Origin of the sequence: Halioglobus japonicus, assembly GCF_001983995.1 — a bacterium.
GTDB classification, from domain to species: domain Bacteria; phylum Pseudomonadota; class Gammaproteobacteria; order Pseudomonadales; family Halieaceae; genus Halioglobus; species Halioglobus japonicus.
In genome coordinates this window covers 471,351-495,903 of record NZ_CP019450.1, presented here as the reverse complement: position 1 = coordinate 495,903, position 24,553 = coordinate 471,351, and the positions used below count along the sequence as shown (strand labels likewise).

Below are 24,553 nucleotides of genomic sequence, written 5' to 3'. Positions count from 1 at the left end.
GAGCTTCCGTCCGCTGGCCGCCCCCTCATGTACAATGCGATGAACCCGGCCAATTCTCCAAGTAGTATCAAGTAACACCATAATGAGCACATATAACGCCGAAGATATCGAAGTCCTGACGGGGCTTGAGCCCGTGCGCAAGCGCCCGGGCATGTATACCGAAACCTCCAGACCCAATCACCTGGCCCAGGAAGTCATCGACAACAGTGTCGACGAAGCCCTCGCCGGTCACGCTGACCAGATCGAAGTTGTGCTGTACAAGGACGGCTCGGTGTCGGTCTCCGATAATGGTCGCGGCATGCCTGTGGATATTCATCCCGAGCAGGGCAAGCCTGGCGTAGAGGTGATTCTGTCCACGCTGCATGCCGGTGGTAAGTTTTCCAACAAGAACTACCAGTTCTCCGGTGGCCTGCACGGCGTCGGGGTCTCGGTGGTCAACGCCCTGTCGAACGAATTGATTGTCACCATTAAGCGCGATGGCCAGGTGCACCAGATTACTTTCTCGGGCGGGGAAAAAACCTCTGACCTCAAGGTGATCGATACCTGCGGTAAGCGCAATACCGGTACCACGGTGAAGTTCACGCCGGATCCTGCGTACTTCGATTCGGTTAATTTCTCCGTATCGCGCATGGTGCATGTGCTGCGCGCCAAGGCCGTTTTGTGCCCTGGCCTGCGAGTGAAATTCAAGGATGAAAAGAAAGGCGAAACGCAGGAGTGGTACTACGAGGACGGCCTCACCGATTACCTGGCTGACTCCACCATTGATTATCCGGCCATTCCGGAACAGCCCTTCACCGGCAGCTTTGCCGGTTCTACCGAGGGCGTGGACTGGGCGGTGCAGTGGCTGCCGGAAGGCGGCGAAGTCATCGCCGAATCCTACGTTAACCTGATTCCTACCGCCCAGGGCGGTACCCACGTTAACGGCCTGCGCACCGGCCTGCTCGACGCCATGCGTGAGTTCTGTGAGTTGCGCAGCCTGCTGCCCCGCGGCGTGAAACTCACGCCCGATGATATCTGGGATCGCTGCTGCTACGTACTGTCTTCCAAGCTGGAAGACCCGCAGTTCTCCGGTCAGACTAAAGAACGACTGTCTTCCCGGGAGGCGGCTGCTTTCGTGTCTGGCGTTGCTAAAGACGCTTTCAGCCTGTGGTTGAACCAGCACACCGAAGAGGCTGAAAAGCTCGCGGAGATGTGCATTAGCAATGCCCAGAGCCGTATGCGCAGCGCCAAGAAGGTCGTGCGCAAAAAAGTCACCGCAGGACCGGCCCTGCCTGGCAAACTGGCGGACTGTTCCGGTGATGACCCCACTCGCGGCGAGCTGTTTCTGGTAGAGGGTGACTCTGCCGGCGGTTCCGCCAAGCAGGCCCGCGACCGCGAGTTTCAGGCCATCCTGCCCCTGCGCGGAAAAATTCTTAACACCTGGGAAGTGGATTCCCAGGAGATTCTGGCCTCCCAGGAGGTGCACAATATTTCAGTGGCACTGGGTATTGATCCGGCCTCTGACGATTTGTCGGGTCTGCGCTACCACAAGGTCTGTATCCTCGCCGATGCTGACTCCGACGGCCTGCACATTGCGACATTGATCTGCGCGTTGTTCGTGCGCCACTTCCGCAGCCTGGTGGCCGCGGGCCATGTTTACGTGGCCATGCCGCCGCTGTACCGCATCGATGTGGGCAAGGAAGTGTTCTACGCCCTGGACGAGGCGGAAAAGCAGGGCGTGCTGGACCGTATCGAGGCCGAGAAAAAGCGCGGTAAGGTGAACGTGCAGCGCTTTAAGGGCCTGGGCGAAATGAACCCTATGCAGTTGCGCGAAACCACCATGGACCCGGACACCCGGCGCCTGGTGCGGCTGGTGCTGGATGCCGGTGACGGCACCAATAACATGATGGATATGTTACTGGCTAAGAAGCGCGCGTCAGATCGCAAGGCCTGGCTCGAGAAGAAGGGCGACCTGGCTGAGGTTATCTAGGCCGCCCCGGTTGTGTCACCGCTCGCGGTGAATCTTGAAAAAGATCGCGTAGAGCGTTGGCGCCACCACCAGTGTCAGCAGTGAGGCAAAGCCCAGTCCCGCCATAGTGGTCACCGACATGTTCACGAAGAACACGTCACTTAACAGCGGTATCAAACCCAGAATGATTGTTGCCGCTGCGAGCATTACCGGCCGCATCCGGCTGACAGCCGAATTCAGAATGGCGTCGTGACCAGGGGTAGTTTCATTGGTGCCATGGTCCAGATTTCTTTGGGTCTTATCTGGACCAGCATAGCACCCGCTCGGTGTGGACGTTGGTTCTCGGGCCTCTTAATAGCTGGTGTCATTTCGCTACAGCGAGCGTTGGTTAACTCGGTTCATGAGATCCTCTGCGGTCTCCTTGCGCTCGGAGTAGCGATCGACGAGATGGTCGGCGATGTCGCGAGTGAGCAGGGTGAACTTCACCAGTTCTTCACAGACATCGACAATGCGATCGTAGAAGCCGGAGGGCTTCATGCGATTGTTGTCATCAAACTCCGCCCAGGCTTTGGCTACAGACGACTGGTTGGGGATGGTGAGCATGCGCATCCAGCGCCCCAGTACCCGCAGCTGGTTGACCACGTTAAAGGACTGCGAACCGCCTTCAACTTGCATCACCGCCAGGGTCTTGCCCTGCGTGGGACGAACAGCGCCAATGCTAAGGGGCACCCAGTCGATCTGCGCTTTCATGATTGCAGTCATCGAACCGTGCCGCTCCGGCGAGCACCACACCTGACCCTCTGACCAGGTCATCAGCTCGCGCAACTCCTGCACCTTGGGGTGGTTTTCATCGCCGTCGTCGGGCAGTGGCAGGCCACTGGGGTTAAAGATGCGTGTCTCACAGCCCATGGCCTGCAGCAGCCGTTCGCTCTCCTCGACGACCAGGCGGCTGAAGGAGCGCTCGCGCAGCGATCCGTACAGCAGCAGAATACGCGGCGGATGGGTGGATCGCTCAGCGGGTACCAGGTCTTCTGCCGTGGGGACCTGCAGGGAGTCAGGGGCGATATTGGGTAAGTCGTTCATAGTCGATCTCAAGCGTTGGTAGCGGGCTGTGACTCAGGCGCGGGGAACCAGTCCCGGGTATTGTTGGCGAACTTTACCAGTGACAGCATCACAGGCACCTCCACCAGTACGCCTACCACCGTGGCCAGTGCTGCGCCAGAGTGTAGCCCGAACAGTGAAATGGCCACAGCGACCGCCAGTTCGAAAAAATTGCTGGTGCCAATCATGGCGGCCGGGGCGGCCACGTTGTGCGGCAGGGCCATCCTTTTGGCGGCCAGATAGGCGATAAAGAAAATGCCATAGGTCTGGATGAGCAGGGGGATGGCGATGAGCACAATTTGTTCTGGCTTGGCCAGAATAGTTTCCGCCTGAAAGCCGAACAATAACACCACAGTTGCCAGTAATCCGACCACAGACAGGGGTTTCAGTTTGTGGACAAAGTCCGAGACCTTGTCGTGCAGGAAGCGGCGGGTGAGATAGCCAGCGACCAGCGGCAACACCACATAGAGCACCACCGACAGCAACAGCGTTTCCCAGGGTACCGTGATATCGCTAACCCCGAGTAGAAAAGCGGTAATCGGGGCGAAGGCGAAGATCATGATGATATCGTTCACCGACACCTGCACCAGCGTATAATTCGGGTCGCCTTTTGTCAGCTGGCTCCAGACGAAGACCATGGCGGTACAGGGCGCGACACCCAGCAAAATCATGCCCGCGATATATTCACTGGCGGTTTGCGGGTCTACCCAGCTGGCGAAAAATACCTTGAAAAACAGCCAGCCAATGGCGGCCATGGTAAAGGGTTTGATCAGCCAGTTAATCACCAGCGTCAGTGCCAGGCCTTTAGGCTTTTTACCGACATCCTTGATGGCGGAGAAATCGACCTGAATCATCATCGGATAAATCATCAGCCAGATCAGCACGGCTACCAGCAGATTGACGTGGGCATACTCCCAGCTGGCCACGGTGGCGAAGGCTGCGGGAAACAGATTGCCCAGCAGTACGCCCGCGATAATGCAGAGCCCGACCCAGACACTCAGATAGCGTTCGAAAATTCCCATTAGTTCTCTCCCAGTGCAGTGAGCAAGGCGCGCAGTGGTTCGGTGTCCAGCGTATCCGGTTGGGCCGCCGCCAACGCTTTGATACGTGAGCGCAGTGTAGCGATGGTCGCCTTGAATGCGGCGCCAATTTCTTCGTCAGTTCCCGCCAGGCGCGAGGGGTCACTGAGGCCCCAGTGCACCTTGAGGGCCTGGCCAAACCACACCGGACAAGATTCCCCGGCTGCCTGATCACACACAGTGATGACCACATCCGGTGCCCAGGCTTCGTGTACATCCCAGGATTGGCTGGTAAGGCCGTCGATGTTTGCGCCCGCCTCGGCCAGGTATTTCAGCGACAGGGGGTGAACCACCCCCGAGGGCTGACTGCCCGCGGAACGTGCTTCCAGGGTGGGTGCTCCCCACTGGCGGGTCACAGCCTCTGCAATAATGCTCCGGCAGCGGTTGTGTGTGCAGATAAACAACAGTTTCATGCGCTGGCTCCGCAGTAGTTTCGATTGCGTTCCGGGCGGTCGCCCATGTTGTGCAGCCGCTCACAGCTGCTCGCCGCGACCTCCTGATTGCCACGGGCGGTGGTAGCGACAATATCTTTTGCCCAGTCAGGCAGCTCAGGGTTAATAGAATAGTAAATCCACTGCCCGGCGCGGCGTGTTGCCAGCAAACCGGCATCGCGCAATTGCGCCAGGTGGCGGGAGACCTTGGGCTGGCTTACTTCCAGAGCTGTGGTCAACTCACAGACACACAGCTCCTGCTCGGCTGCGATCAGCAGCACGGTCTTAAGGCGGGTGTCATCTGCCAGGCATTTAAACAGGGCTTGTGGGTTCATGGTGTCCTCCAGCTTGGCGCATATCATATACGCATAATCATATATATGTAAATGCATATATATAGTAGTGCTGCCATGGCCTTGGCGAGGGTGTGACTCGCCGGTTAGGATGGTGCGCTATTCACAGTTGAAAGGAGGTGACGACCATGCGAGAAACGGCAAAACGAGTGGGTATCTGGGGTCTGACCATGGGCATGATGGCGACCGCACTGCCGACGCTGGCGCAGTGGGAGCTGGACGATGCCAAGTCCAGTGTTGATTTCATCACCGTCAAGAATCTCGCGGTTGCGGAGAGTCACAGCTTTGACAGTCTGATGGGTTTTATCGGCCAGGACGGCAATGCCACGGTGACGATTAACCTGGACAGTGTGAACACGCTGATCGAAATTCGCGATGAACGTATGCGCGAACTGCTCTTTGAAACTGCCGAGTTTCCAACAACGACGATTTCTGCGCTGATAGAGCCCGATATTCTCACCGCGGCTGCCGATGGTCGTGCGATGAGCAGGGACGTTACCTTTGCCGTCAGCATGCACGGTCTGGAGAAGAAATATACGGCGCCGGTGGTGGTATTTGGTGATGAGGCGTCGCTGCGGGTGGTCACTGCAAAGCCTATTGTGGTCAGTGCGGCGGACTTTGGCCTTGCCGGTGGCGTGGAGGCACTGCGAGCAGTGGCCGGCCTGACGAACATCAGCACGGCCGTGCCGGTGAGCTTCAATCTATTGTTCGAATACGCCCGCTAGAAATAGCGGCAAGGTTGGGGGCAGTCATCTGATGCCCCCGGAGTTCAGGTCGCCGCGGTACTAGCCCCGCAGGTGCAGGAATCCTTCTACACCCTCGAAGAACATCTGCACGGCGATCATTACCAGCACCATTCCCATCAGCCGTTCTACCGCGACCAGGCCGCGATTGCCCAGTACACGAAGCAAAAGCGGCGCGCTCATCAAACACACGGCAGATGCGGCCCAGGCGCCGATCAGGGCCAGGGTCCAGTCCATCATCCGGTCCGGATTGGTGGTCACCAGCAGCATCGCAATCGCCAGGGCAGAGGGGCCGGCGACCATGGGAATGGCCAGCGGAACGATAAATGGCTCGCCTTCCGGGGTATCTCCCATCAGGCCGTAGGGTGACGGGAAAATCATGCGAATAGCGATCAGGAACAGGATGATCGCACCCGCAATACTGACTGACTCTTGGCGCAGGCCGAGCAGGTCGAGCAGGGCAGCACCGCCCCACAGGAACAGCAGCAGGACCACCAATGCGATGACCAGCTCCCGCGCAAGTACCCGTTGGCGGCGAGCGGGGTCCACATTCTTCAGCACCGACAGGAAGATGGGCACGTTGCCCAACGGGTCCATGACGAAGAGCAGGGTGATAAAAGCGGTCATTAAGTCCACGGTGAAATCCTGTGTCAGTCGTTAGTTCAGCAGCCGCAAAGACCACCCCGCCAGGGCCCCATCCTCATCGAGAAAGGGTTCGGCCGTGGCATCACTGTAGCCGATATCGCGGGCGCGCGATCTTATGTGTTCGATACGGTCGCTGTCCAGTGCCGCGCCAAAAAGATCCTGCAGGCGCGCCTGTGCGCCGAGGAAGCCGGCCTCCTGCTTTTTCAGTGCCGCCGTGCGGGCCGCGGGCGACATGCGAGATGCGTCGCCGCGCAGATCGTCAATCGCGCAGAACAGTCTTGCTGCAGTCTCGTCATTGGGGAACGCACCGACAAACTGGCGCAATGCGTTCTCCAGCGCATTGTGGCTCTTCTGGAATTTGGGCTTGGTGGTCAGCTTCTCAACCGCCTGCGGATTGCGGGCCTTGCCCCAGCTGTCAAAGTGTCTCTGTAACAGCGTGAATAACTTCAATTGCTGTAGCGCGGCCTGATAAACGCGCGCGCTAAGCACCTGCCGCTTGATCACCCCGGAACTCGCGTGGTGGGCGATGGCCTGGAAGCGGCCACCGGGGCGCAGTAAGCGGTGTACCTCCGCCAGAGTGGCGTCTATATCGCTGTATTCGAATCCGTACTGGGACACGATGAGATCGAAGCTCGCATCCGGGAATGGCTGTTGTTCGCAGGGCACCTCTGCACGAAAACTGATCTGCCCGCGCCATCGGGGGATATTAGAGTCGGTGCTGCTGGTATGCTCGCCGATGGCGGCGATGTCTGTTGCCGTCACCTGAAAGTGCTTGCCATGCGTTTCGGCGCACTCTACCGCGAGCGTGGCCAGAGCGCCGTTACCTGTGGCGATATCGAGGATATCGGCTTCGGATAGTTCCGCGAATATCTGCAACCAGTGCGCTCGCGTCGCGCCTTCATAGTTATTGATGAGCGCGGGGCCGAAGCTGGTGATGTGCCCCTCGGACCACCACTGGCTCCAGTGCTCGGCTGATGAATTTTTACTGGCAGGCACCTGTGCCCCTCCGCTGGCGAAGTGCCTATAATACTCTCCTTCGAAGCGCAGGTAATCCCATGGCCAAACCCAGCAAGAAAAACAAACAGGCAGCGCCGCCGCCCGCTGAGATCATGCGCCTTGCCAATATCATTTACTTTCGCAGTCAGGTGTACGAACACACCGAGTGGATGGGTTACAAGGCGGCAAAATGTCCCATGGACATGTGGGTCTACCAGGAGCTGATGCACAAGTTGCAGACCGACCTGTTGGTAGAAACCGGGACCTTGCAGGGGGCTCCGCCCTTTTCTTTGCCCAGATGTTTGACCTGATGGGACGCGGCAAAGTGCTCTCGATCGACATCGATTTACCCGACGGGCTGCCCGAGCACCCACGCATCGAGTACGTTAAGGGCTCGTCGATCGCAGCTGATGTTCTGGCAAAAGTGGAATCAGAGGCTGCGCAAGCCGCGTCAGTCATGGTGCTCCTGGACGCCGATCATAAGGCACCCTATAAGCATGAGGAAATGCGCTGTTACAGCCGATTTGTGACACCGGGCTCCTATATGATCGCTGAAGATACCTGCTTTGATGCGTTCCCCACCTTCCCCGAATACGGTCCTGGGCCCGCAGCGGCGGTGAAGAAATTCATGCAGGGCAATGAGGAATTTGAAGTCGACCACAGCCTTGAGCGGCACCTGGTCACCTTTGTGCCCGGTGGTTTCCTGAAGAAAAAGTAGGCCGTTAGGCCTCAGCCGAGAGGGATTTCCCCGACCATGGCAGCGTTCCACTTCTTGACGTGTTCGCGCCGGTTCTTGATGTAGTAGCGCCGGGTGGGAATTTTCTTGGCATTGAAGGTGTTGGCGATCTGCTTGTCGTTCATGCCACGCCGGCGCAGTTGAATCAGCGCGTTACGCATGAATTCGTCGCCCGGGTAGGACGCCTTGTCTTTTTTGCCCGCTTCAATTTTGCGCACCAGGTCTTCCCTCGCCTCACCCTGGATGAACTCGGCGTCGTCGATCTGTTGCTTTAGCGTGTCGTTGAACTTCACATCCATAATGAAATGCACACGTTCGGTCGAGCCGTTGACGACGCCGTGCCGGCTGCCGTTGTCAAAACTCCAGGCGTGACCCGGCGCAAAGTGCTGGGCATAGCCGTCCGATATCAGGCGCGCCCGGCTGTTACTTTGGATCGGGAAATGAATGCGGTACATATCAGCCCACTTGGCCATCATGTCACGGTGTGCCTGGGTCAATCCGTTGGGCTCCATGCGGAACAGGAATCCATAGTGGGCGCCGCCGAAGGGTCCGTCGGCGGCCATCAGGCTTTTGATATACGGCAGGCTGTCCAGCAGTGGGCTGTCCGCCACGTCGTCCGCGAAAAAGTCGTGCTCGGTGCCATTCTGCCCGCCGCGCAGCAACAACATACCGACCGAACAGTGGATCGTGCCCCAGTAGGATGCCATCCAGGCGTGCTCGGGAATGGACGCATATTCCTGTTGCAAGCGCGGCAGATCCACAGGGACGGCAAATCGCAGGAATGAGCGTTTGCCGTATCCCTCGGGTAGCTGCGGTGAACTGCCCGCCTGTGAGCCGTCTGCGTTGTACATGCTCGAGATAATAGGCCCAGCGTGATTGCTATGCAATCAATCGGGGCGCTGTGCCACCAGCGAAAAGCCGGCTAATTGACCTGGCGCATGAAAAACCTGGCCCAGTTCAACCCCGGCAAAGCCGGCGTCGCGGCACAAGGTCACTAATGCCTGCATGTCGGCAGTAGATTTTGCAGCTTTTGAGAGATCCAGCAGGCGTTGGTGGGCGTTGCTGAACTCCTCATTCATAGCCTTCAGTTCCGCAATCGTCTCCGCCGGTGACCGCTGGGACGCGGCGCGGATGGCGTGACTGACGGCACCGACCATTTGCTCGCAGCAGGGGTGACCGGCATTGCCCTCGCGCAGGCGATTCACTGCATAGTTGACGCCTTTCTGCTTCTCAGCCTTATCGCCGGCGCCCTGGGCGTCGGCGTTGAAAAAGGCAATGGCGGCGCGAAAAATGTTGTTCTTCTCCAGGCCCTGTTCGTAGATCGCCATTTCCTTGCGGCTTTCCTTCAGGGTGTAGGAGTCGCGGTGATGGCAGATGGCGGCGAAACGCCCGCCCGGTGCCAGTACGCGGTAGATCTCGTGAATGCAGCGCTCAAGATCGCTGTATTCGACGCCGTACTGGGAGCTCACCAGATCGAATCGACCATCGCCAAAAGGCAGCGACTCGCAGGCCACGCCGGCGTGGTATTCGACCGCCGGATGCTGCCCTGCGGCTTCGTTTATGTCGGCCAGGTCAGAGGCGATCACCCGCCAGTTGTGCCCCTGTTGCCGGGCAAATTCTGCCGCCAACAGAGCTAGTGCGCCATTGCCGGTGGCCACGTCCAGCAATTGGGCATCGGCCGGCAGGATCTTGTACTGATCGAGCCAGAAATTCCTGATCGGGCCCTCGTAGTTGTCTTTGAGCGCTGCGCCGAAGGTGGTGATGTGGCCCTGTTGCCAGAAGCGGGACCAGTGTTGCGTCGATGGTTCATTCATAGCTGCATTATACGTTTTGTGAGGCAAAAAAAAGCCAGCCCTAAGGCTGGCTCTTTCATTCGAGTTCCCCGGCCGAGGCCGGGGAGGTCAGATCAACTTAGAAGCTGATCTTGTACTCGGCGTAGTATACGCGACCTGTGTTGTCGTAGAGGTCGTAGTGATCGCGAGGGAACTTGCCTTCGCTGTCAAATACGGGATCTTCGTCAGTCAGGTTACGTACACCCAGCTTGATACGACCCCAGCTCTGGGCGTCGTAGGAGTAGGCTGCATCCCAGGTATCCCAGGAATCCAGGTCCTTGCTGCTGGTGGTCAGCTTGGCAGAGCCGTTGTCGCTGATTTCAACAGAGTCACCTTCGGAGTGCCCGCCGATGTAGTTCCAAACCACGTCAACCTGGTGGTTGCCGAGGGTCCAGATCATCATCGCTTGTGCACGGTCTTCCGGTGTCAGGTTGAAGCCTGCGGTGTCCTGCTCGGGGCCCAGGTAGTAAGCAGTCGAGGAGTACTCGAGCTGGTGCGACCACAGGGCGGCCAGATCGAACATACCGAAGCCAGTTTCAATAATACCGTTCAGCTTCAGGTCAACGCCGTTCACGTTCAGGGTACCTGCGTTGGTGTACGAGGAGTACACAACCGGGCGGCCCAGGCTACGATCAACGTAAGTGTCGGCGCTCACTGCAGAAGTATCAATGCCTGCAGCTTCAGCGTACATGATGGACTGAGTAGACTCCTGACGGATAGTGTCTTCTACTTCAACGTCCCAGTAACCTAGGTCCAGCGCCCAGTTGTCGAAGAACTGCCAGTTGACGCCCGCAGACAGGGACTCGGAAGTCTCTGCGTCGAGGCCGTCATTAGCTGAGAAGTAAGTGTCGTACTGAGTCTCGGGGCAGTCGTCGTTGGAGATACCCTGCTGCTGACAGCTCAGGTAGTCGGTGGCGTCTGACGCTGAGAACGTTGTCGCTCCGTACAGCTGGTCCAGGCCGGGTGCGCGGAAGCCTTGGCCCCAGCGAGCACGCAGGGTCAGGGAGTCCAGAGCGCCCCAGGTCCAGGCGATGGTCGGAGAGGTCTCAGAACCGAAGTCAGAGTAGTCATCGTAACGAACCGCTACGTTGAACTCCATCTCGTCGAATACGGGGATGATGGCTTCTGCGAAGAATGCAGTGACGTCGCGCTCACCGAATGCGGAGTTACCGGCGGAGCCGCCAACGTAGCCACCTTCGGAGTGTGCGTCGTACTTATTCTTGTAGTCCATCTCGAAGTACTCGGCGCCTGCCAGCACGATGAGAGGGCCACTGCCGAAGACATCGCCGAAGTCATACTGACCGTGGCCGTAGATCTTCTGCAGTACGGTTTCGTTGTCCTGCGTGGGTACAGAGCGCAGTGCGGTCAGACCTTCGGGAGATGTGGGGTTGATGCCGTTCTCAAATACGTAGTCACGGCCCAGGTTAGACAGGTAGTAGTAACCGAATTCCTTGGACTCGTAACGGTCGTACTGAGCGTACGCGTCGTAGCTGAAGCGATCGTTGATATCGCCACGCAGACCCGCGGTGAAGTCGTACTGGTAGTCAGTCACTTCGTTGGCACGGAAGCCGACGTCAGTCCAGCGGTAGTAGCCGTACAGGATCGCATCTTCAGTGATGGTGCCATCAGCCAGCAGGCCTTCCATGTCGAACGGTACGTCGGGGTTGTCCTTGGGCATGTCGATCCAGGGAGCAGCTGGAGGCGCGTAACGACCGAAAGACTTAACGCGAGAGAACAGGCCACGAGAGTAGAATTCAACCTTGTCGTTGATCTCGTAGTTGGCGCTCATGTAAGTGTTATAACGGTTCAATTCTGCCTTATTTGCAGACACATCTGCGTAGGCATAGCTACAGAAGCTATTGGGCGGTCCATAGCCGAATACTTCTGCGCCCATCTCGCCAACGAATCCAGGCACTGTCGCGGTCAATTCGTCACAGTTAGTGGCAGCAGAGATCACGTTGTAGCCAGTATTGGGATCGAACAGTTCGATAGTACGGCCATAGTAGGAGATGCCGTCGGTCTCGAGATATGCACTGATACGGCCGTCGCCGTCCAGATCATCTGCGCGCGCTGCAGTGTAGTCGCGGTCGCCATCGAAGATGGGGTCACGACGGTTGTACTCAGCAGCGATCATGATGTTACCGCGGTCATTGGACAGACCGGCAACCATGCTCAGGCCTTCTTCGATGCCGTCATCGCGATCGCGGTCGCCATAGACTGCCTGGAACTCGATGCCTTCGAAGTTTTCCTTCATCACCAGGTTCACAACACCAGCAACGGCGTCAGAACCGTATACCGCAGATGCGCCGTCAGCCAGGATGTCGATACGCTCTACAGCGGCCATGGGCAGCATGTTGATGTTGATCGCGGATGCGCCCAGGTTGGGAGAGCCAGCCAGACGACGGCCGTCGATCATTACCAGAGTACGGTCAGAACCCAGGCCGCGCAGGTTAACGGTAGCGTTGGACTGAGCAGAAGAGCCGGAACGTTCGTTAAATGAACCGAGAGAGTTCAGCGGAGAAGAACGCAGAACGTCGGCTATAGTCAGAGTACCCATCGCTTCGATCTGGACTTCGTCCATAGAAACGACCTGGGAGCCCTCGGCGAAGGAGGAGCGCTTGATGCGGGAACCGGTTACAACAACCTCTTCCACCATCTGCTCTTCCTGGGCATTGGCGAGCTGCGGCATAGCGACACCAGCGCTGATGCCCGCGGCGGCGGATACCGCCAGTGCGAGACGATTTTTTCTCAACATAGGATTACCCCTGTTTTTTTTCAGTTAAAGCATGCTTGTTATTCAACGTGACTGCGGAGTAGCCACTGAACACGGTGATAAAACGAATGAACACAGGTTTTCCTCAAAGCAGATGGGAAATTTGTGACATATTCACAATATTGAGGGGGAACTTGTGGGGTCTGAGGGGGTTTCAGTCGCTTGCCTCAGGGCTAAGCGACTGAAATATATGAATAAATGTTTTATTTGATGCGTTTGACGCCAACGGTCTTGCCGGTGGCCACCAGCTCCAGCTCGTAAAAGCCCAGCCCATTCTTGGTGATGCTGACGCTGGTGTCGTCGCCGGTGTAGTAATAGCGGCCAGAAGTGCGCTGCTGCCAGACCTGGCCATTTTCCAGGTAGAAGTAAGTTTTGGTGGACCATCCCTTGAAGGGCTGCTTGACGCTGGAAGTGATGGCGAATTCTTTTTCTACGGCCTTCACCTCTTCCACGGTCTTGCGGATTTCGGGGGCTTCCCAGGCGGTGTAGCGCAGCAGCCAAGCGTCCAGGGCCTCGCGTTCCTCTGGGGTGAGCTTTTGCAGGCCGGCATCTTCATATTCCTGTGCGCTCATCAGCCCCTTCACGCCGGGGAAATCGTCTGCCTCCTGAGCGACAACCGGCAAAGTAAAGACGAGAGCGGCGGTGGCCGCGAGAAGTAGTCTGGGCATGTGTGTTTCCTTTAAAAGCGTTGACTGAGGCGGGTATACCAGAACCTGCCCTTCAGCTCGTGAGTTCGGCCGTCGATATTATCGTTAAAGGCGGAGGCTGCCAAAGGGGGGGCTTCGTCCAGTAGATTGTCGATGCCCAGGGTCAGGCGCAGCCCGTCGAGTACGTCGAAGGTGTAGTTCAGTTGCAGGTCGTGGACCAGCCAGCTGTCGATGGTGCGAGTCTGGCTGGTGCCTGGCAGCAATTCTTCCATGCTGCCTACATAATGTAATTGCCAGCTGCCTTGCCAGCGTTCTCGCTTCCAGCGCAGCCCTAGCTGGGCCTTCCACTCAGGAATCCCGCCCAGGCCTTCAGAGGCCTCGTCGCGGAAGGTGCCCGCCAGGTCCAGGCTGGGTGCAGTGGAGTCTAGCCGGGCCAGATATTCCTGAATCCAGCTGGCGCTGCCGACGACGCTGAACTGGCCATAGGCCTGCTGCGGATAATGATAGGTGAGGGCAAAATCCGCTCCGGTGACCCGGCGTTCACCAATATTCAGGTTGGTGGCCTCGACCATGGTCAGATTGCCCATATCGTCGCGGGTGACCAAGTCATTCAAGCGGCCGTAAAAGGCATTCTGGTTGACGATGAATTGGGCGCTGGAAGACACCACATCTTCCTGGTCGATACGGAAATAATCGGCGGACAGGGCAAGGCCTGGAATGGCGCGAGGGGTCCAGACCGCCCCGGCGCTATAGCTGTAGGACGTCTCGGGGTTGAGTTCGTCGTTGCCGCCCTTGACCGTCAGGAACTGATTGCGGGTGGGGTCGGCTTGCTGGGAGCAGCCGGGAAGCAACCCGACGTTCGCGGACTGGGTGCAGGGATCCTCGAGAAAGTCCTGGCTCTCGGTGGCGCCTTCATAGAGCTCGTTGAGGCTGGGTGCGCGAAAGCCTTCCGCATAGTTGGCGCGCAGCAGCAGGTCCGGGCCTGCCTGCCAGCGTAAGGCCAGTTTGGGGTTTGTGGTATCGCCAAAGTCGTCGTAATCGGAAAAACGCACTGCCGCTTCCAGGGCGATATGCGATAGACCGCTGGCATTGCGCCACAGCGGCACCACCGACTCGGCATACAGTTCGGTAGCCCGGCGGTCACCGCGGGTGGCCTCGAAGTTGCTCGCGCCAATGGTGCCCGCACCAGCCAGCAGCGGTGAAGGCCGCTTGCTCGTGGCCTCGTCGCGGATCTCCACACCGGCGGCGATGTCGGTGCGTCCGGCGGGCAGCCCGGGCAGGCCGCCGCTGATATTCAGGCTTGCGGACGACATCATGAAGTAACCACTTACTTCACCTGTGGCAGAAATGTAGTCGAGCTGTTCTTCGTCAATAGAGCTTGCCGGCCCGGTTAGGTTAACGGGCACGCAGCCGTCGATGAGCAGGCCCAGGCAGCCGTCGGCGGGGCCGATAGCACGGCGTAAATGATCAGCATTGATGATATTGTAAGTGGTCTCTTGGGCCTCGCTGCGGCTCCAGTTATAGCCGACATCCCAGTTCCAGTCGGCGAACAGGCCTTCCAGTACGGCGCTGAAGCGCTGCACTTCGGACTGGTTGCGCTGGCGCCTGGCGGGCAGTTCCACCAGCCTGCGGCGCACGTCATCGAGCTCGACCCCAAAGGAGTTGTAGGTGTTGTCGGCAGCCACCGGTAGTGGAGACTGTTCGAAGGCGGTGAACACCGGGGTGGGCGCCAGGGTAGACTTGGCATCGGTATCCATGTAGCTGGCTTCTGCGTAACCGGTGACCCGTTCGCTGAAGTCGTAGCTGATGTTGGTGTAGATGCTGCTGCGCGTCATGGGCACGACGGCGCTGGTTTCCTCGCGAAAGTTGTACAGGTCTTCGTCGGTGGCCGTGCGATAGCCGGTCCCGCTGGCAATCACGGTGCTGCCGTCGGGCAGTATGACCCGTGCATTGGGAGTGGCGCTGGAGCGTTCGTCGGTGCCGCCGATGAGGCGGGTGTCGGCATTGGCGGAAATATCGCGATCGCGGCTGTAAAGGGGGCCCTGATCATAGTAAGAGGCTGTTATAAAGAATGAGCCTTCCGGTAGGCCTGTGCCGTATTGCAGCGTGTGGGTCACCGTGTCCAGGTCGCCCTCGGAGGCTTCACCGTAAAAGGTCTCTGCCAGGAAACCGTGAAAATCCCGCTTGGTGATGACGTTGACCACGCCGGCGATGGCATCGGAGCCATATATCGCTGAGGCGCCATCCTTGAGAATTTCGATGCGCTCTACCGCGGCTGGCGCAATACTGTTCAGATCCACTGAATCGCCTGCCAGGCCGTCGTTAGCGACTCTGCGGCCATTGACGAGAACCAGGGTATTACTGGCGGGCAGGCCACGCAGGGTTACCGTGGCGGTACCATCGCCGCCATTGGAAATGGCCGTACTGGTAGCGTTACCAGACACCGCCGGAACGAACTTGAGGAGCTCTCCCAAGGATTGTGCGCCGCTAAGCTCGATGTCAGGTGATGACAGAATATCCACTGGCGCGCCACCGGTATAGCCGGTGCGCCGAATCCGCGAGCCGGTGACGGTCGCGCCGTACACCCAGGTCTCTTCGAGACCGGGGGCGTAAATGGGGTAGTCCGCGACCAGCTCGGCTGCGCCAGCGCAGCCTTCCTCGGCCGCACTACAGTCCAGCGGATAGACCGCAATGACCCGTTCATCGACGATTTCCCAGGTCATTTCAGACCCAGCCAATATGGTGTCCAGAGCTTCGGCAGTGGAACGTGTACCCACCACTGGCACGGCGGGCAGGTCGCGAATCTGGCGATCGGAGAACACCATCGCGAGGCCGCTTTGCTGGCTGAGCTGGATGAGTGCTGAGGATAATCGAGGGGCGTCGAGGGTGAATTGTACCGGCTCGTCGATGCCGGCCAGTGCTGCACTTGTCAGGACAGTGCCCAGACAGGCAGCGAGCAACCTGCGGCGCCACGCAAAGCGTACGCCTGGTCGGGATATTGCTCCTCGTCCATTGGTTGTGGTCACGGCTGCCCCGGCCGCAGCGTCAGATCTGCAAGCCTCTGAAAAATAATAAATTTATTGGAACAGCGCCTGGGTCTAGCTATTAGGCGGGAGTCCCACGCAGGGGACTTTATAGCTTACTGATCTGCTTTGAGCAACCGCACGGTGCCGCTCTCTAGGGTATCGGCCTGGACACCCAGACTGACCTCGAGGGCTTTGAGAATGGCTTCGGGTTCGTCGAGCTGCAACACGCCCGAGATGGTCAGGCGTGCGATGCTGGGGTCGGCGATCAGGTAGTTGGTGTCATGATAGCGCTCGAGTTCGGCCACGAGTTCGATCAGCGGCATTTCCTCGGCGACCAATTCGCCCTGGCGCCAGGCCAGGCGGGTGCTGAAATCAGAGGGCGGGCTGAGCAGCCAGCCATCGCTGCGGGTACGCAGCTGCTGATTCACCTGCAGCATCTGGGTGGCGGGTTTGTGGGCACCCGTTTCGACAATCTCACTGACTCTGACCACGCCTTCAGTCACTGTAATATCAGTGCCGTCCTGCAGGCGATAAACGTTGAACGCAGTGCCGACGGCAGTGACGCGAGTCTCGCCTGAGTCGACGTGGAAAGGCCGATCTTTATCGGAGGTCACCTGGAACCAGGCTTCACCGCGGCGCAGATCGATGTGACGCTGATCTTCGCTGTAGGTGACGCTGATGGAGGAATCTGTGTTGAGCACCACCTGGGAGTCGTCCGGCAGGTCGACGATCAGGCGCTCGCCTACTGCAGTGCGGTACTCGTTGCTGACCGGGTCGCTGCCCAGTTGCGGATACAGGAACACGGCCAGCATGACAGTGGCAGCGACCGCCACGGCGCCGGCATACCAGCGATTCTGGTTGGCCGCTTCACGGGGCAGTTCCGCGGGCGTCGCGTCGGGCAGCATCTGGAGTACACCGAGGTCGTCCCAGAGTTCGAGCATCTGGTCCATGGCAGAACGGTGGCTGGTGTGTTCGCCCAGCCAGAGCGCAAACGACTCGCGATCGGCAGCGGATGCCTGATCGGAGCGCAGCCGCGCAATCCAGCCCAGGGCTGCGTCGCACGCTTGCTCGTATTGTCCGTTGCCTTCTACTTCCACGTTCGTTTCCAGCGGTGCCTTGCCGCGTTGATTGCTAAAGCAGTGCGGATGCAGCTGCTATCGATAGATTCCTTGTCTTGGTGTGACGAATTAGAATCAAGTTCCCTCAATATATTTATGTGAAATATAAAATACTGGCCTTCATGCCTGATCTTCAGGCGGATAATGGCTCGCCAACCGACTGCGGCAGTGCTTCAACGCCTGCAGTATGTACTTTTCTACGCTAGAAACTGAAACTTGGAGCTGTTCTGCGATCGCGCTGTAGGGCATTCCGTTCTGACGATGCAACAAAAAGGCCTGTTTGACCTTGAAAGGAAGCTCTTCAACGGCGCCCTGGATGGCGGACAGCTTCTCCCGGGCGCCAATAATTTGCTCCGGCGATGCGCCGGCGGCATTCGGGTCCTGGAGCTCGCCGTCTTCGACCATGCCCTTTTCGCTATTGAGGTATTTGTAATGCAGCTGCCGGCGCCGCAACTGGTCGACAGCCAGGTTGGTGGCTACCTGGTAGAGAAACGCACGGGCGTTATCGAGATTCTGTGGCTGCTCCAGGCGATGGATGCGAATGAAGGCTTCCTGGGCCAGCTCCGCTGCATCTTCCGGGCTGCCGAGCTTGCGCGCCAGGTACTTTTCGAGAGGCACGCCGTGCTCATTGACCAGTTCAGCGATGAACTCGTCTTTGGATGAGTTTGTGTATTTTTCGGTTGCCATGGCACGATGATGCCACCGGGATGCTGGCTGTGACCAGCCCCCGGCACAGAAGAATCAGAACAGAACGCGTGAACGAATGGTGCCGTCAATCGCGGCCAGGCGCTCAAGTGCCACATCGCTGTACTCGGCGTCCACGTCGATGACCACGTAGCCCACCTCTTCAGTCGTCTGCAGGTACTGGGCGGATACGTTGACGCCGGTCTCGGAGAACACGTTGTTAATCGCGCTCATGATGCCGGGTACGTTGCGGTGAATGTGCAACAAACGGTGGCTGCCGGCGTGCTCGGGCAATGCCACCTCGGGAAAGTTGACCGAGGAGGTGGTAGTGCCGTTGTCGGAATACTTGGCCAGCTTCTCGGCGACTTCCATGCCGATGTTCTCTTGAGCCTCAACGGTACTGCCGCCAATGTGAGGGGTCAGGAAGGTATTGTCGAACTGACGCAGCGGGGAGATGAACTCGTCGTCGTTGGAGCGCGGCTCCACGGGGAAGACATCGATGCCCGCGCCGCCCAGGCGTCCCTCGGCGAGTGCTTCGGACAGCGCGTCGATATCGACAACGGTGCCACGCGAGGCATTGATCAAAATTGCGCCCTGCTGCATTTGCGCAAGTTCGGCTGCGCCAATCATATCCTGAGTGGCGCCGGTCTCCGGCACATGCAGGCTGACCACGTCGGAATTCCCGAGCAGGTTGTTGAGGCTCGGCACCTGGCGCGCATTCCCGAGCGGCAATTTATTAACCACATCGTAGAACTGCACCTGCATGCCCATGCTCTCGGCAATCACGCCCAACTGCATGCCGATATTGCCGTAGCCGACAATGCCCAGCTTCTTGCCGCGAATCTCGTAAGAGTTCACGGCAGTCTTCATCCATTCACCGCGGTGTGCCGCGGCGTTTTTCTCCGCCACACCGCGCAGCAGCAGAATCGCTTCGGCGATGACCAGCTCGGCCACGCTGCGGGTATTGGAAAAAGGTGCGTTGAATACCGCGACGCCGCGCCGGGTGGCCGCGTTCAGATCCACCTGGTTGGTGCCAATACAGAAGCACCCCACCGCTACCAGCTTTTTGGCGGCTTCGAAAATCTCTTCGGTCAGCTGGGTGCGGGAGCGGATGCCCACAAAGTGCGCGCCGGCGATGGCCTTCTTCAGCTCCTCGGGAGGCAGTGCCTTCTTGTGAAACTCAATGTTGGTGTAACCGTCGCGCTCTAGCGTTTCGACAGCGGACGGGTGAACGCCCTCCAGGAGTAAAAACTTGATCTTGTCTTTGGGCAGAGACTGCTGTGCCATGACCGCTCAATCCTGTGTTGTGGAGGCCCGTAAAGGGAGTGGACCAGAAAAAAGGGCGCGTATGGTACCATACGCGCCCCCTGATTCAGCGCCCTGTGAAAAATACCGGAGGTACCCCCTTGGCCCAGCTCGATCCAGCGATTTTGGAGGCTCTCGCAGCCATAGTCGGCGAGACGCGTGTGCTCACTGACGAAAGCAGCTGTGAGCAGTATGGCCTGGACTGGACCCGCTTCTACACGCCGGCGCCCTCGGCGGTACTGCTGCCCGGTTCCATTGAGGAAGTACAGGCCATTGTGCGCCTGGCCGCTGACCAAAACCTCGCGATTGTGCCCTCCGGCGGCCGCACCGGCCTGAGTGCCGGTGCCGTGGCCGCCAATGGTGAGCTGGTGCTGGCCCTGGACCGTCTTAATACCCTTTCTGATTTCAATCTCGTAGACCGCACCGTGCGCTGTGGCGCTGGGGTTATTACCGAGCAACTGCAGCAGTTCGCCGAGGAGCAGGGTCTTTACTATCCGGTGGATTTTGCCTCCGCGGGTTCCAGCCAGATCGGCGGCAATATCTCCACCAATGCCGGTGGCATCAAGGTTATCAAGCACGGCATGACCCGCGACTGGGTGGCCGGCCTCAAGCTCGTCACCGGCACCGGTGAGCTGCTGGACCTCAATCGCGGCCTGATGAAAAACAACGCCGGCTACGACCTGCGCCAGCTGGCTATTGGTGCCGAGGGCACGTTGGGGGTGGTCGTGGAAGCCACCATGTCACTGACGCGGACGCCGGAGAACCTGGCGGTACTGGTCCTCGGTGCGCCTGACATGCAGGCAATTATGCATGTGCTCACCGCCTTCCAGGCCGAGATCGAATTGTCGGCTTTTGAGTTTTTCTCCGAGATCGCCCTGGAAAAAGTGGTCGCTCATCAGGATTTACAGCGCCCCTTCGAAACCGTGTGCGACTACTACGCCCTGATCGAGTTCGAGCAGCCGAACGATGCGGCCATGGAAAAAGCCATGGCGCTCTTCGAGCACTGCGTGGAGCAGGGCTGGGTTTACGATGGCACCGTGAGCCAGAGCCTGTCCCAGGCCCAGAACCTGTGGCGCCTGCGCGAAGACATTTCCGAAACCATTACGCCCTGGACGCCCTACAAGAACGACATCTCCACAGTGATCTCACGCGTGCCGGAGTTCCTGGCGGAAGTGGAGGCCGTGGTTAACCAGAACTATCCCGATTTTGAGATCGTCTGGTTTGGCCATATTGGCGACGGCAATGTGCACCTGAATATTCTCAAGCCCGAGGGGCTGCCCATTGATGAGTTCAAGGCGCAGTGCGGCGAAGTGTCGACCTGGGTGTTTGAGATTGTGCAGCGCTACGGTGGTTCGGTCTCGGCCGAGCATGGCGTGGGCCTGCTCAAGAAGGAGTATCTCGAGTATTCGCGCTCGGCACTGGAGATCGAGATTATGAAGGGCATTAAGCAGGTGTTTGATCCCAAGGGGATTATGAATCCTGGGAAGATTTTTGACGCCTGAGGTTGTGTCTGGCTCTGGCTAGACGCGAATTCGCAGCGGCGTGGGTTTTTCTGCGCAGCCGTATGTTTTGCTCCAGCGGCTGCGGTCGCGGGGCAACTCGGGGTGGGATTGCTGACGCAATCCTCAAACACTCCCCGCGAAAGCCCTGCGCCGCTTCCACAAAACATAAGCGCGATGCCGCACCGGTTAGCCAGCAACAACACCCAAGACCTACAGCAACCGCAAAGGCTCCTCCTGTAAAGCCGCCATCTGCTCCCGCAACTCTAATATATGCTCAGCCCAATACCGCTCGGTGTTGAACCAAGTAAACGCCCGCGGAAACGCAGGATCATCCCAGCGCCTGGCCAACCAGGCCGCATAATTCACTAGCCGCAGCGTGCGCAGCGGTTCGACCCAGCGCAGTTGTCTGGCATCAAAATCGCAAAATTCCTCGTAGCCTTCGATCAGCTCACACAATTGCAGTTCACGCTCGTGGCGCTCGCCGTTGAGGAACATCCACAAATCCTGCATGGCCGGCGCCGTGCTGCAGTCGTCCAGGTCAACAAAGTGCGCCACATCATCGCGCCACAAAATATTGCCGACATGGCAGTCGCCGTGCACACGGGTCTCATCTTCCGGGGCAGGTTGGTATTGCTCGGTGACCGCCTGCAGTAGATCTGCCGTGAGCGAGCTGTAAGCCGGTTCAAGCTCCTTTGGAATGAAGTTTTCCAGCAGGTACTCGCGGTTCGCGGCGAGCATGCGGTCGATATCAATACGCTGGCGATGCTCGAAAGAATTGGCTTTGCCCACGGCGTGGATACGTCCAAGGGTACGTCCGAGGATGAGCATGTTGTCGAGGTTGTCCAGCTCCGGGGGGTAGCCGCCACGGCGTGGGAACAGGGCGATCTGGAAGCCCTCATAGGTATGCAGGGTGGTGCCCTGCTCGTCGGCCATCGGTGCCACTACCGAGATGTCGGCAGCCTGCAGTTCCAGACTGAAGGCGTGCTCCTCTTCGATTTGTGCCATGGTCCAGCGATCCGGCCGATAGAATTTCGCGATCAGCGGTTCGCCGTCTTCAATGCCCACCTGATAGACGCGGTTCTCGTAACTGTTGAGCGCCAGCAGGCGCGCGTCGGACAGCCGGCCCGTGGATTCCACCGCGTCGATGACCATGTCCGGGGTGAGTCTGTCGTAGGGATGTTCGCTCACAGGCTCGCCTCGCTGAGTAGTGCGGCGCTTTTGATCTGGGCGAAGATGTCATCGCCCGCGTTGAGCTTCAGGGTCTCGGCCGATTTGCGGGTGATGCGCGCCAGTAAATATTGGTCGCCCAGAGCCAGGCGCAGCAGCAGCCGCGCGTCTGTGCACTGTTCTATCTCTGCCACGGTCACCGGGAGGATGTTCAGGATACTGCTGTCGGTTGGCTTGCTGGCGCACACGCTCACGTCCCGTGCCGGAATGCGTACCCTGCGGCGGCTGCCGATGGGTTGGTCGAGGTGATTGACCAGTAGTGACTGGCCCGCAATGTGAATCTCGCTGAGGCCATAAGCCTCGTCGTGTGCTGCGATTTCACCGATGAGAATAGCCGCAGCCTGTTCTTCATGAGAGAGCCGGTTGTCCAGGCGTGACGCCAGTTCCAGGAACGGGCCCTGGGCAGTTACCCGACCATTTTCCAAGAGCAGGATGTGATCGGCCAGGGCGCCGACCTCTTCGATATCATGACTGACATACAACACCGGTAGTTCGAGCCGGCTCGCCAGGTCCTGCAGTAGTTGTAGGCACTCGCGGCTGGCGGCGTGATCGAGATTCGCCAGTGGCTCGTCCAGGAGCAGCAGATCCGGGGCGCCAAGGAGGGCGCGGCCAATGGCGACGCGCTGGCGCTGGCCCGCCGACAGCGTATCGGGTAATCGCTCGAGCAGCGGTGTCAGCCCCAGCCATTGCTCAAGTGCATCGCGCGCCAGCGGTGCAGGCCCGCTGGCGCGATTTGCCGCATAGTCGAGATTGCCCGCCACCGTGAGGTGCGGGAACAGCCGGGCATCCTGGAACACATAGCCAATATTGCGCTGCCAGGGCGGCAGGCATTTCTCGCGATTCTGCCAGGTGGCTGCGCCGAAGCGAATCTCGCTACCCGGCGCCGCGTTGCGTAAGCCGGCAATACAGTCCAGCAGGGTGCTCTTGCCGCTGCCGCTGGGTCCGTAAATAGCGGTGACGCCCTCCGCGGGCAAAGCGCATTGCAGTGCCAGTTCAAAACCCTGTTCGCCGGCGCATTGAATATCCAGCAGTAACATCAGTGATTCACCCGCCAGCCCGCGCCCTTGCGGTAAACAAAGAACAGCAACGCCAGGGAGAAGACCAGCAGCCCGGCTGCGAGGCGGTGGGCCTCGGCAAATTTCAGGGTTTCCACCTGGTCGTAGAGGGCGATCGAGAGTACCTGGGTCTCCCCCGGAATATTGCCGCCAATCATCAGTACCACGCCGAATTCACCGACCGTATGGGCAAAGCCAAGCACGGCTGCGGCGATAAAACTGCGCCGGGTCAGCGGCAGGATGATGGAGCGAAACTGGTCGAAGGGTGTGGCCCCCAGCGTGGCAGCCGCTTGAAGCATGCCGCCGGGTACCCGCTGGAAGGCGGCCTGCAGTGGCTGGACCACAAATGGCAGCGAGTAAATGACCGAGCCGATGACCAGCGCGGAGAAGCTGAAGGCCAGCTGCTGGTCGGTCAGTGCCTGCCAGGTTTTGCCCAGCGGCGCGTCCGGTGCCAGCGCCAGCAGCAGGTAAAACCCCAGCACGGTCGGTGGCAGTACCAGCGGCAGCGCGACGATGGCTTCGATAAAAGCGGCGAAACTGCCCCGGTGTCGTGCCAGCCACCAGGCCAGTGGCGTGCCGAGCAGGAGAAGAATCACAGTGGTGGTGCTGGCCAATGCCATGGTCAGGGCAATGGCATCCAGTTCGGCGGGGTTCAGGGGCAAGGCAGGTAACCCGAGTCCAGAATCAGTTGGCGCACGGTATCACTTCTCAGCCACTCGAGATAGGCATTGAGGTTTGGGTGATCCTTGATTACCAGCGCGTGTTGCTGCAGATCGCGATGCCATTTGGCGGGAATGGCGATGCCCGCCTCACCGGCTAATGACTTGGACACCAGGGCCATTTGCACGGTACGGGTGCGCCAGTACTGGTAGGCCTGCAGTACGTTATTGCCCCGCACCAGTCTCTGCGGCTGAGTACCCTTCAGGTTCAGTACATCCATGGCGGCCTGGCCGTAGGGGGCGGTATCGGGATTGGCAATGGCCAGATCCAGCCCCAGGCCCGGCGCCTCAAGCTGACTGAGGGGGCCGCCTAGCAGTGCCAGCTGGCCGGTGGCATAGCAAAAGGGCCGCAGGCCCAGGCCTTCATCGTGCAGCAGTGCCGGTGCGGCGGCGTCGGCCGCCAGGAATAGATGATAAGGGGCGCCGCGCATGACCTGATGGGTGAGCACACCGGTGGAGGCACTACTCAGTCTGACCGGGTGACCGGTTTGGGCGCTGAAGCGGGCGTTAATGTCTTCCAGGGTGGGGCGGAAGTTGGCGGCGACGGCGACGGTGAGTGGTGTCTCAGCAAGCCCCGCCGGCGCTACTGTTATTAGCAGAGCGAGTATTAGGCAGCGCATGGAATATTCCTCG

At 59.1% G+C, this 24,553-nt stretch carries 22 protein-coding genes and 1 pseudogene; 4 read left to right on the top strand and 19 right to left on the bottom strand.

Translation table 11 applies throughout. The features are described from left to right. Positions 1 to 79 precede the first annotated feature (79 nt). Positions 80 to 1,969, top strand: a complete 1,890-nt coding sequence (gene parE / locus BST95_RS02365; protein ID WP_146004248.1) for a DNA topoisomerase IV subunit B — start codon at positions 80 to 82, stop codon at positions 1,967 to 1,969. Positions 1,970 to 1,984: 15 nt separating this feature from the next. Here the strand turns inward: parE and BST95_RS02360 are convergent, their stop codons facing one another. From BST95_RS02360 to BST95_RS02340, 5 genes are all read right to left on the bottom strand, one after another. Beyond that, the gene (locus BST95_RS02360) at positions 1,985 to 2,155 is read right to left on the bottom strand and encodes a hypothetical protein (RefSeq protein WP_276205912.1); all 171 of its coding nucleotides are present in this window, start codon (positions 2,153 to 2,155) and stop codon (positions 1,985 to 1,987) included. A gap of 165 nt (positions 2,156 to 2,320) precedes the next feature. Continuing rightward, on the bottom strand, positions 2,321 to 3,031 hold the full coding sequence (arsH, locus tag BST95_RS02355; protein ID WP_084198006.1) for an arsenical resistance protein ArsH: 711 nt from the start codon (positions 3,029 to 3,031) through the stop codon (positions 2,321 to 2,323). Between the two features lie 8 nt (positions 3,032 to 3,039). Further along, the gene (arsB, locus tag BST95_RS02350) at positions 3,040 to 4,071 is read right to left on the bottom strand and encodes an ACR3 family arsenite efflux transporter (protein WP_084198005.1); all 1,032 of its coding nucleotides are present in this window, start codon (positions 4,069 to 4,071) and stop codon (positions 3,040 to 3,042) included. After that, a complete protein-coding gene (locus BST95_RS02345; RefSeq protein ID WP_084198004.1) occupies positions 4,071 to 4,541 on the bottom strand; it encodes an arsenate reductase ArsC in 471 nt (156 codons plus the stop codon). Before BST95_RS02345 ends, arsB begins: the two co-directional genes overlap by 1 nt. Beyond that, complete coding sequence (locus BST95_RS02340) at positions 4,538 to 4,894, bottom strand: metalloregulator ArsR/SmtB family transcription factor (RefSeq protein WP_084198003.1); 357 nt, start codon at positions 4,892 to 4,894, stop codon at positions 4,538 to 4,540. The genes BST95_RS02345 and BST95_RS02340 overlap by 4 nt, the downstream gene beginning before the upstream one ends. A 146-nt stretch (positions 4,895 to 5,040) precedes the next feature. Between BST95_RS02340 and BST95_RS02335 the strand changes: the two genes are divergently transcribed. After that, positions 5,041 to 5,637, top strand: a complete 597-nt coding sequence (locus tag BST95_RS02335) for a YceI family protein (protein ID WP_084198002.1) — start codon at positions 5,041 to 5,043, stop codon at positions 5,635 to 5,637. A 60-nt stretch (positions 5,638 to 5,697) separates the two neighbouring features. On the opposite strand, the gene BST95_RS02330 is transcribed toward BST95_RS02335, so the two are convergent. Next, a complete protein-coding gene (locus BST95_RS02330; RefSeq protein WP_180962052.1) occupies positions 5,698 to 6,282 on the bottom strand; it encodes a YhgN family NAAT transporter in 585 nt (194 codons plus the stop codon). Positions 6,283 to 6,312: 30 nt separating this feature from the next. Beyond that, positions 6,313 to 7,296 (bottom strand): class I SAM-dependent methyltransferase, encoded by a 984-nt coding sequence (locus BST95_RS02325; protein ID WP_169843833.1) that lies wholly within the window; start codon positions 7,294 to 7,296, stop codon positions 6,313 to 6,315. Between BST95_RS02325 and BST95_RS21275 the strand changes: the two are divergent. Continuing rightward, positions 7,275 to 8,014 (top strand): annotated as a pseudogene (locus BST95_RS21275) (CmcI family methyltransferase). The gene BST95_RS02325 and the pseudogene BST95_RS21275 overlap by 22 nt on opposite strands. Before the next feature lie 11 nt (positions 8,015 to 8,025). Here BST95_RS21275 and BST95_RS02310 read toward each other — a convergent pair. The 8 genes from BST95_RS02310 to serA form a co-directional block, all read right to left on the bottom strand. After that, positions 8,026 to 8,883, bottom strand: coding sequence for an aspartyl/asparaginyl beta-hydroxylase domain-containing protein (locus BST95_RS02310; RefSeq protein WP_084197997.1), 858 nt, complete (start codon positions 8,881 to 8,883; stop codon positions 8,026 to 8,028). A 36-nt stretch (positions 8,884 to 8,919) separates the two neighbouring features. Next, positions 8,920 to 9,846, bottom strand: a complete 927-nt coding sequence (locus tag BST95_RS02305) for a class I SAM-dependent methyltransferase (RefSeq protein ID WP_084197996.1) — start codon at positions 9,844 to 9,846, stop codon at positions 8,920 to 8,922. Between the two features lie 97 nt (positions 9,847 to 9,943). Beyond that, entirely contained in the window at positions 9,944 to 12,619 is a 2,676-nt protein-coding gene (locus tag BST95_RS02300; protein ID WP_084197995.1) for a TonB-dependent receptor plug domain-containing protein, read from the bottom strand. A 221-nt stretch (positions 12,620 to 12,840) separates the two neighbouring features. After that, positions 12,841 to 13,305: a hypothetical protein gene (locus BST95_RS02295; RefSeq protein ID WP_084197994.1), complete on the bottom strand. Its 465-nt coding sequence runs from the start codon at positions 13,303 to 13,305 to the stop codon at positions 12,841 to 12,843. Between the two features lie 11 nt (positions 13,306 to 13,316). Further along, positions 13,317 to 16,244, bottom strand: coding sequence for a TonB-dependent receptor (locus BST95_RS02290; protein ID WP_084197993.1), 2,928 nt, complete (start codon positions 16,242 to 16,244; stop codon positions 13,317 to 13,319). A 179-nt stretch (positions 16,245 to 16,423) separates the two neighbouring features. Next, positions 16,424 to 17,407: a FecR family protein gene (locus BST95_RS02285; protein WP_084197992.1), complete on the bottom strand. Its 984-nt coding sequence runs from the start codon at positions 17,405 to 17,407 to the stop codon at positions 16,424 to 16,426. 141 nt (positions 17,408 to 17,548) lie between these two features. Beyond that, positions 17,549 to 18,115 (bottom strand): RNA polymerase sigma factor, encoded by a 567-nt coding sequence (locus tag BST95_RS02280; RefSeq protein ID WP_084197991.1) that lies wholly within the window; start codon positions 18,113 to 18,115, stop codon positions 17,549 to 17,551. 54 nt (positions 18,116 to 18,169) lie between these two features. Continuing rightward, a complete protein-coding gene (gene serA / locus BST95_RS02275; protein ID WP_084197990.1) occupies positions 18,170 to 19,399 on the bottom strand; it encodes a phosphoglycerate dehydrogenase in 1,230 nt (409 codons plus the stop codon). A gap of 119 nt (positions 19,400 to 19,518) precedes the next feature. Here serA and BST95_RS02270 point away from each other — a divergent pair, with 119 nt between their 5' ends. Further along, complete coding sequence (locus BST95_RS02270; protein WP_066053917.1) at positions 19,519 to 20,919, top strand: FAD-binding oxidoreductase; 1,401 nt, start codon at positions 19,519 to 19,521, stop codon at positions 20,917 to 20,919. Between the two features lie 210 nt (positions 20,920 to 21,129). Here BST95_RS02270 and BST95_RS02265 read toward each other — a convergent pair whose 3' ends face one another. Genes BST95_RS02265 through modA form a run of 4 tightly spaced genes read right to left on the bottom strand, consistent with a single transcriptional unit; the run spans position 21,130 to position 24,540 of the window. Beyond that, positions 21,130 to 22,107 carry a serine/threonine protein kinase gene (locus tag BST95_RS02265; RefSeq protein WP_084197989.1) on the bottom strand — a complete coding sequence of 326 codons (978 nt, stop codon included), beginning with the start codon at positions 22,105 to 22,107 and terminating at the stop codon, positions 21,130 to 21,132. Then, positions 22,104 to 23,183 (bottom strand): molybdenum ABC transporter ATP-binding protein, encoded by a 1,080-nt coding sequence (modC, locus tag BST95_RS02260; protein WP_102106419.1) that lies wholly within the window; start codon positions 23,181 to 23,183, stop codon positions 22,104 to 22,106. Before modC ends, BST95_RS02265 begins: the two co-directional genes overlap by 4 nt. Beyond that, on the bottom strand, positions 23,183 to 23,863 hold the full coding sequence (modB, locus tag BST95_RS02255) for a molybdate ABC transporter permease subunit (RefSeq protein ID WP_084197987.1): 681 nt from the start codon (positions 23,861 to 23,863) through the stop codon (positions 23,183 to 23,185). The genes modC and modB overlap by 1 nt, the downstream gene beginning before the upstream one ends. Then, a complete protein-coding gene (modA, locus tag BST95_RS02250) occupies positions 23,854 to 24,540 on the bottom strand; it encodes a molybdate ABC transporter substrate-binding protein (RefSeq protein WP_084197986.1) in 687 nt (228 codons plus the stop codon). The genes modB and modA overlap by 10 nt, the downstream gene beginning before the upstream one ends. Positions 24,541 to 24,553 lie beyond the last annotated feature (13 nt).

Bases quoted from the DNA above. Each gene is read 5' to 3' on its own strand.
- BST95_RS02360 (WP_276205912.1), bottom strand. From the start codon at position 2,155: ATGCTCGCAGCGGCAACAATCATTCTGGGTTTGATACCGCTGTTAAGT.
- arsH (WP_084198006.1), bottom strand. From the start codon at position 3,031: ATGAACGACTTACCCAATATCGCCCCTGACTCCCTGCAGGTCCCCACG.
- arsB (WP_084198005.1), bottom strand. From the start codon at position 4,071: ATGGGAATTTTCGAACGCTATCTGAGTGTCTGGGTCGGGCTCTGCATT.
- BST95_RS02345 (WP_084198004.1), bottom strand. From the start codon at position 4,541: ATGAAACTGTTGTTTATCTGCACACACAACCGCTGCCGGAGCATTATT.
- BST95_RS02340 (WP_084198003.1), bottom strand. From the start codon at position 4,894: ATGAACCCACAAGCCCTGTTTAAATGCCTGGCAGATGACACCCGCCTT.
- BST95_RS02335 (WP_084198002.1), top strand. From the start codon at position 5,041: ATGCGAGAAACGGCAAAACGAGTGGGTATCTGGGGTCTGACCATGGGC.
- BST95_RS02330 (WP_180962052.1), bottom strand. From the start codon at position 6,282: ATGACCGCTTTTATCACCCTGCTCTTCGTCATGGACCCGTTGGGCAAC.
- BST95_RS02310 (WP_084197997.1), bottom strand. From the start codon at position 8,883: ATGTACAACGCAGACGGCTCACAGGCGGGCAGTTCACCGCAGCTACCC.
- BST95_RS02305 (WP_084197996.1), bottom strand. From the start codon at position 9,846: ATGAATGAACCATCGACGCAACACTGGTCCCGCTTCTGGCAACAGGGC.
- BST95_RS02300 (WP_084197995.1), bottom strand. From the start codon at position 12,619: ATGTTGAGAAAAAATCGTCTCGCACTGGCGGTATCCGCCGCCGCGGGC.
- BST95_RS02295 (WP_084197994.1), bottom strand. From the start codon at position 13,305: ATGCCCAGACTACTTCTCGCGGCCACCGCCGCTCTCGTCTTTACTTTG.
- BST95_RS02280 (WP_084197991.1), bottom strand. From the start codon at position 18,115: ATGGCAACCGAAAAATACACAAACTCATCCAAAGACGAGTTCATCGCT.
- serA (WP_084197990.1), bottom strand. From the start codon at position 19,399: ATGGCACAGCAGTCTCTGCCCAAAGACAAGATCAAGTTTTTACTCCTG.
- modC (WP_102106419.1), bottom strand. From the start codon at position 23,183: ATGTTACTGCTGGATATTCAATGCGCCGGCGAACAGGGTTTTGAACTG.
- modA (WP_084197986.1), bottom strand. From the start codon at position 24,540: ATGCGCTGCCTAATACTCGCTCTGCTAATAACAGTAGCGCCGGCGGGG.